Source organism: Bradyrhizobium sp. (genome assembly GCF_047605465.1).
GTDB lineage: Bacteria > Pseudomonadota > Alphaproteobacteria > Rhizobiales > Xanthobacteraceae > Bradyrhizobium.
In genome coordinates this window covers 156,732-162,837 of the sequence record NZ_JASGFS010000008.1, presented here as the reverse complement: position 1 = coordinate 162,837, position 6,106 = coordinate 156,732, and the positions used below count along the sequence as shown (strand labels likewise).

Annotated in this window: 6 protein-coding genes; 3 read left to right on the top strand and 3 right to left on the bottom strand. The window is 65.0% G+C overall.

Annotation, left to right across the window (positions count from 1 at the left end; translation table 11 throughout):
- Window positions 1–62: 62 nt before the first annotated feature.
- The 3 genes from QM712_RS10725 to QM712_RS10715 form a co-directional block, all read right to left on the bottom strand.
- Window positions 63–1,085, bottom strand: coding sequence for an NADP-dependent oxidoreductase (locus tag QM712_RS10725; protein ID WP_415023064.1), 1,023 nt, complete (start codon window positions 1,083–1,085; stop codon window positions 63–65).
- Window positions 1,086–1,146: 61 nt separating this feature from the next.
- Window positions 1,147–2,304, bottom strand: a complete 1,158-nt coding sequence (locus QM712_RS10720) for an acyl-CoA dehydrogenase family protein (protein ID WP_415023063.1) — start codon at window positions 2,302–2,304, stop codon at window positions 1,147–1,149.
- A gap of 56 nt (window positions 2,305–2,360) precedes the next feature.
- Window positions 2,361–3,149, bottom strand: coding sequence for an enoyl-CoA hydratase/isomerase family protein (locus QM712_RS10715; RefSeq protein WP_415023062.1), 789 nt, complete (start codon window positions 3,147–3,149; stop codon window positions 2,361–2,363).
- Between the two features lie 238 nt (window positions 3,150–3,387).
- On the opposite strand from QM712_RS10715, the gene QM712_RS10710 reads away from it, so the two are divergent.
- From QM712_RS10710 to QM712_RS10700, 3 genes are read left to right on the top strand one after another with little or no spacing between them, the layout of a single operon-like run.
- Entirely contained in the window at window positions 3,388–4,488 is a 1,101-nt protein-coding gene (locus tag QM712_RS10710; protein ID WP_415023061.1) for a phosphotransferase family protein, read from the top strand.
- On the top strand, window positions 4,485–4,970 hold the full coding sequence (locus QM712_RS10705) for a hypothetical protein (RefSeq protein ID WP_415023060.1): 486 nt from the start codon (window positions 4,485–4,487) through the stop codon (window positions 4,968–4,970). Before QM712_RS10710 ends, QM712_RS10705 begins: the two co-directional genes overlap by 4 nt.
- Before the next feature lie 14 nt (window positions 4,971–4,984).
- The gene (locus QM712_RS10700; protein ID WP_415023059.1) at window positions 4,985–6,100 is read left to right on the top strand and encodes a hypothetical protein; all 1,116 of its coding nucleotides are present in this window, start codon (window positions 4,985–4,987) and stop codon (window positions 6,098–6,100) included.
- Window positions 6,101–6,106 lie beyond the last annotated feature (6 nt).

Here is a 6,106-nt window from a genome sequence, read left to right as displayed (position 1 = left end):
TGACGTTGTAATCGACCACCCGCTTTACCGGCACCAAGACCTTCATCGATCCTCTCCCGACGCTATGTCGCGGCCTCGAGCCGGATGATCGGCTTGCCGCGGTTGCTGCCTTCATACAGGCCCGCCAATGCCGCCGGCGCCTGTTCCAGTCCGAGACGCACATCCTCGTCGTAGACGAGCCCGCCACCCGAAGCGAGGCGGGTCAATGCGTCGGCGGCCTCGGCGAACGCCGCGACGTGATCGAAGATGATGAATCCGGTCCAGCACAGGCGGCGCGTCAGCACCTCGCGTTCGGGACGCGGGCCCGTCGGCGGCGGCGACCAGGACGCGTTCGACGCCGTCCCGCATTGAATCACCCGCCCGCCCCTGCGCATCGATCGAATGGCCGCATCGACGATCGCGCCGCCCGTATTGTCGAAGAAGATATCGTTGCCGTCAGGGCATGCGCGGCGAATGGCCGCCGCCAGATCGCCCTCGCTGCGATAATCGATCATGTCGGCATAGCCGTAGCGCTCCCGCGCCAGTGCGGCCTTCTCCGCCGAGCTGGTCAGGCCGACGGGCCTGCATCCGGCAAGCCGCGCCAGTTGCCCAACGAAGCTGCCGACGCTGCCGGCGGCCGTCGACACCAGCACGTGTTCGCCTGCTTTCGGCCTGCCGAGACCGTTGAACGCGAGATAGGCCGTCAGGCCGTTGATGCCGAGCAGGCTGAGATTGGCGCTCAGCGGCAGCGCCGACGGCGTCACCCGCCGCAGGATCGCATCGGGCGTCGTCGTGCAATGCGATTGCCATCCGAACCAGCCGTAGAGGAAGTCGCCGTCTGCGATGCCGGCACTCCGGCTCTCGACGACCTCGCCGACCGCGAGCGCGCGCATCGGCGTATCCAGCGGCACCGGCGCGCTGTAATTGCCCTCGTCATTGGCCCAGCCGCGCTGCGCCGGATCGACAGACAGGTAGTGGTTGCGCACGAGGATCTCGCCGTCCACGGGACGCCTGACCGGCTCGCGCACCAGGGCGAAGTCCGCCGGCCGCGGCACGCCTTTCGGGCGGGCAACGAGCCGCATCTGCAGGTTCACGGTCTGCGTCATCTCGCCTACCTTCCGGAGATCGGCCTCGATAGGCCGGGCATCCAAGAGCCGTCGACCGGCGTTACCGCTTGGCGTATTGCACGGCCGCGCGGCCGATGCGTTCGCGGGCGACGATCAGCTTCATGATGCCCGCGGTGCCGTCCCCGATCTCCAGCCCCATCACGTCGCGCATGCGCTGCTGATGCGGCGATTCCAGCGTCCAGCCGTAATGACCGAAGGTCAGCAGGCACTGATGGATGGCGTCGAAGGCCGTCTTTGGGCCCATCCATTTCACCATCGCCGCTTCCGCGGTGTGGGGCTGCCCGGCATCGCGCAGCTCGATCGCGTGATAGGACAATTGCCGGACCGCGGCGAGCTGGCTCTCATATTCGACGAGCGGAAACGTCACGCCCTGGTACTGGGCGATCGGCGCGTTGAAGGCGTTGCGCGTCTTGGTGTACTCGAAGGCCTCGTCGAGCGAGGCTTGCGCGCAGCCGATGCATTCCAGCGCGATCAGCGCGCGGCTGTAGTCGAAACCGCGCATCACATGGGTGAAGCCCTGGTTCTCCGCGCCGAGGCGGTTGGCCACGGGGACGCGGACGTTGTCGAAGAACACCGAGCCGCGGCCGATGATTCGGCTGCCGACGTCGTTGAAGCGGGTGCGCGACAGGCCGGGGCTGTCGGCGGATACGACCATCGCCGTGATGCCGCCAGCGCCGCTTTCGGGCGTTCCGGTGCGTGCGAAGACGATGAAGGCGTCGGCGCAATCGGCGAAGGTGATCGAGGTCTTTTCGCCGTTCAGCACGTAGTGATCGCCTTCGCGGCGGCAGCGCAGCTTCATGTTGCCAGCGTCCGACCCGCCGCCCGGCTCGGTGACGCAGATGCCGAGCAGCTTTTCGCCACTGATCATGCGCGGAAGCCATTCCTGCACCAGATCCGGAGACCCGCTGTTGGCGAGGATCGCGCCCAGGAGCGAGACGTTCACCTGCACGGTGCTGATGTTGAAATCGCCATAGGCCAGTTCCTCGGCGATCACGCCCGCGGTGACGCCGGGCGCCGCCAGTCCGCCGTACTCCTCGGGCAGATCCACGCCCAGCAGGCCGAGGTCACCGAGCTCCCTGACGAGGTCGCGATCCATGACCGCCGCTTTTTCGCGCTCCTGATAGCTCGGGGCAAGCCGCTGCCGCGCGAAACGGCGCGCCAGGTCGCGGATTGCCAGTTGATCCTCATTGAGCAGCATTCGATCTCGTCCTTCCGGTCACCGCCACAGACATCGATAAGAAGGGCCGGCCTGCCCTAGCGCGCCTCGAACGTCGGCTTGCGCTTGCCGAGAACGGCCTGCATGGCGTTCCAGGCATCCTCGGTCCGCGTGATGCGCGCCATGGCCCTCGCCTCGTTCTCGAGCTGTCCTTCCAGGCCTTCGGTCTCGCTGCTGATCAGGAGATTCTTGATCTCGCCATAGGCCAGCGTCGGACCGGCGGCCAATTGCCGCGCGAGCGCCCAGGCCTCGTCGTTCAGCGAATCCGCGGACACGACCCGGTTGATCAATCCCGCCGCGGCGGCCTCTTCGGCCGAGAGCGTCTCGTTCAGCATCAGGAATTGCGACGCCCGCCGGCTGCCCATGCGCCGTGGCAGATAATACGAGCCGCCGCTGTCGCTCACGATGCCGATCCCGGCGAAGGCCGCGTAGAACTTCGCGGCCGGCGATGCCAGCACGAAGTCGGCGCCCGCGACCAGCGCCACCGCGCCGCCCGCGGCCAGGGCATGGACGGCCATCACGACAGGCGCGTTCATCCGCGCAAAGCGCGAAATCGCCATGTGCAGGTCGGCGGTCGCGCTCGATACGAAATTCGCCAGATCACGCCGGTCGCGCGCCAGCGCATTGAGATCGCCCCCCACGCTGAAAAAGCGGCCTTTGGCATCGATCAGAACGGACCTGACGTCCGGATTGACCGTGCATTCGGTCGCAAGCCTGTTCAGATCCTCGGCGAAATGTCCGTCCAGGGGATTGCCGCGATCGGCCTGATTCAGGGTGATGTGCGCAACGCCGTCCTTGATCACGAACTCAAATGCGGTGAGCTTCATCCCTGCCTCCCGGTGCCGATATCTTGCTTACTTGGTAAACTACATTACCTTTTTCTGGCGCGCCGTGCCAAGCTCTTTTTTCTCGCCGCGCAAAGCCCTTGGAGCGGTTGAACAAAAGGCCGGGCGCATACGCGGATATTGCGACCTTGTGAGCGGCTAGACAATTTGGTGCGCTAGTTTATCATAAGTCTCGGTAGGCGGCGCATCCGTCGCCTTTCATCCCGGACCCCGAGGGAGCATGGACCAGGCCGTGACGCGGCAGCAGGAAGATATTCAACGTCCGGCGGGACGCCCGGCGCAGGCAGCACAACGCGGTCTCGCGCTGTTCGAGGATCCATCGGCCCTGCAGGCTGCGGTCGCTGACTTTCTCAGCCGCGACGCCGGACGTCCCGTCGTCATCGAGCGGCTTCAGAAATTCCCCGCCGGGTTTTCCTGGATCACCTACGGCGTCAAGCTGCGCGGCCATCCGCGCGCCGACGACATGATCCTGCGCATCGGTCCCCCCTATGGTCTGTTCGCGCCTTACAGCGCGATGCCCGAGTTTCAATCGCTGTCCGCGCTGGAGGGCAGCGGCGTGCCCGTGCCCCGCGCGTTCGCGGCCAGCGACGATCCCTCCATCCTGGGCGCGCCGTTCTTCTTCTGCGAGCGCGTCGCCGGCGATACGCCGCTCCCTTGGGGCGGCAGCGATGGCGCGATGAACGATGCCCGCCGCGAGAGTCTTGCAGCGGACTTCATCGATTCCCTCGCCGCGCTCCACAATTTCGAGTGGCGGCGTACCGAACTGGCGCAGTGGGACCCCGGCATCACCGTGGACAACGCCGCCGATCGTCAGCTGGACTTCTGGTGGGAGCGTTTCCAGCGCTGGGCCCTGCGCGCACACCCGATGGCGCATCGAACCTTCGCCTGGCTGCGCCGCAACAAGCCGCGGGCTCCCCGCGTCACCCTCGTCCATGGCGACTATCGGCTCGGAAATTTCCTGGAGCGGGATCAGCGGATTTCCGCCATTCTCGATTGGGAACTGGTCCATCTCGGGGATCCGATTGAAGACCTTGGTTGGGCATTTTTGCCGCAATATCGTGGCGGCACCCGCATGGTCTGCGCCCTCGCCAACGAAGACACCTTCCTGCAGCGCTATCAGGACAAGGTGGGCCACGAGATCGACCGCGGCGCGCTCCACTTCTACATCGTATTCTCGCTGCTCAAGCTCGCCCTCACCCACATGGCGGCGGCGCGTTGCTTTGAAGATGGCCTGTTCAACGACATGCGGATGCCCGCGATGGCGACGCAGATCGGACCGGTATTTCGCCAGATCGCCAAGATCATGGAGCGCGGCTCGTGAACAACTCGCTTCCCAGGCTGATCGACGGGATGATCGCCACCTTGCGGCGTGAAGTCATTCCCAATCTCGAAGGCGAGTTCGCGCGCGGCCAAGCGATCGGCATCATCTACATGCTCAACAGCATCCAGCGGCGTGCCAGCTGGTCGAACCGCTTCTTCCACGAGCAATTGCTTGCTTTCAGCAAAGCCAGCAAGGAACTTCAAGCCATGGCGGGCCAGTTGCCAGGAGCGCCATTGCCAGGTGTCACGGAAGTGCCCGATCTGCCCGATGAAGGCGCGCTGGAGGCCAGACGCAACGCCAGCGATGAGCAGCTCTGTCGCATGATCGACTGGCTCGCCGAACGCCGCGAAAACCTGCCCGCCACCGTCGTGGCAGAGGTCGAGACAATCCTAGACGATTATCTGAACCGCCAGCTCAAGTGGGACATCGAAACCAGCGCCAAACCGATGTTCACTGAGATCTCGCGGGGCCGCGAAGACTGAAGAGGAATACCGGCATGCTATCGGCTCAAGACGACTTCATCGGGCACCAGCTTCCCACGACGTTCGACCACGTCATGAACAGCGATCCGACCTGGATGGAACGCTACTGGTACACCGGTCATCCGAAACCCGACGGCGATTTCATCTTCGACGTCGGGCTCGGCTGGCACCCGAACCGCAACGTGATGGACGGTTTCGCCGGCGTCACCGTCGACGGACGGCAGTACAATTTCCGGGTCTCCCGCAGGATGCGGCCGAATCCGCTCACCACGTCGATCGGCCCGCTGCACATCCAGATCCTCGAAGGGCTGCGACGCCATCGCCTTCTGCTCGAGCCGAACGAGTCCAGCCTCGCGTTCGACATCGAATTCATCGGCACCATGAACCCGCACGAGGAGGAAGAGCATTTCCGCCGCCGCAACGGCCGGGTTACCGAGCACATGGCGCGCGCCCAACAACTTGGCGCCTACCGCGGCTGGATCGAGGTCGACGGCAAGCGGCGCGACATCGAGGCCACGCGCTGGCTCGGTCAGCGGGATCATTCCTGGGGGATTCGCGGCGAGATGCGCACCGACGAGACGAGTCCACCCGTCACGTTCTATCCACCCTTCTTCTACTGCTGGACGACGGCGCAATTCGCCAACCGCGGCCTGCACCTGTTCTTCAAGGAGCGCGCGCCCGGTGATCTCATATACATCTCCGGCGAGGAGGTGACGACCATCGGTGAGCGGTCAAAGACGACGCGGAAGTTGGCCGGAATCGCCCACGACGTCGTCTGGGCCAACGATCCTCACGGACAAACGGTCGAGCGCGCCGCGTTCGACGCCGTGTTCTCGGATGGGACGCACCGGAAGGTGAAGGTCCGCACGCTGCCGGCGCGCTACTTCCTCAAGGGCGGCCTTTACGGGGGCCTGCGCGGCTGGTTTCATGGCGACGACAAGGGCAAATTCCACTCGGAGCACGATGTCTGGACCCTCGCCGAACCGGACACGCGGCGGTTGGTCCGCACGCTTTCCGACCATGTGATCGAGGTCGTCGACGGCGACGACGTCGGATACGGCATCATCGAATACGGCGTGGGCAACGGCTACGAGAAGTACGCCGAGGTTCAGCAACATCCGCCAATCTGACCGACG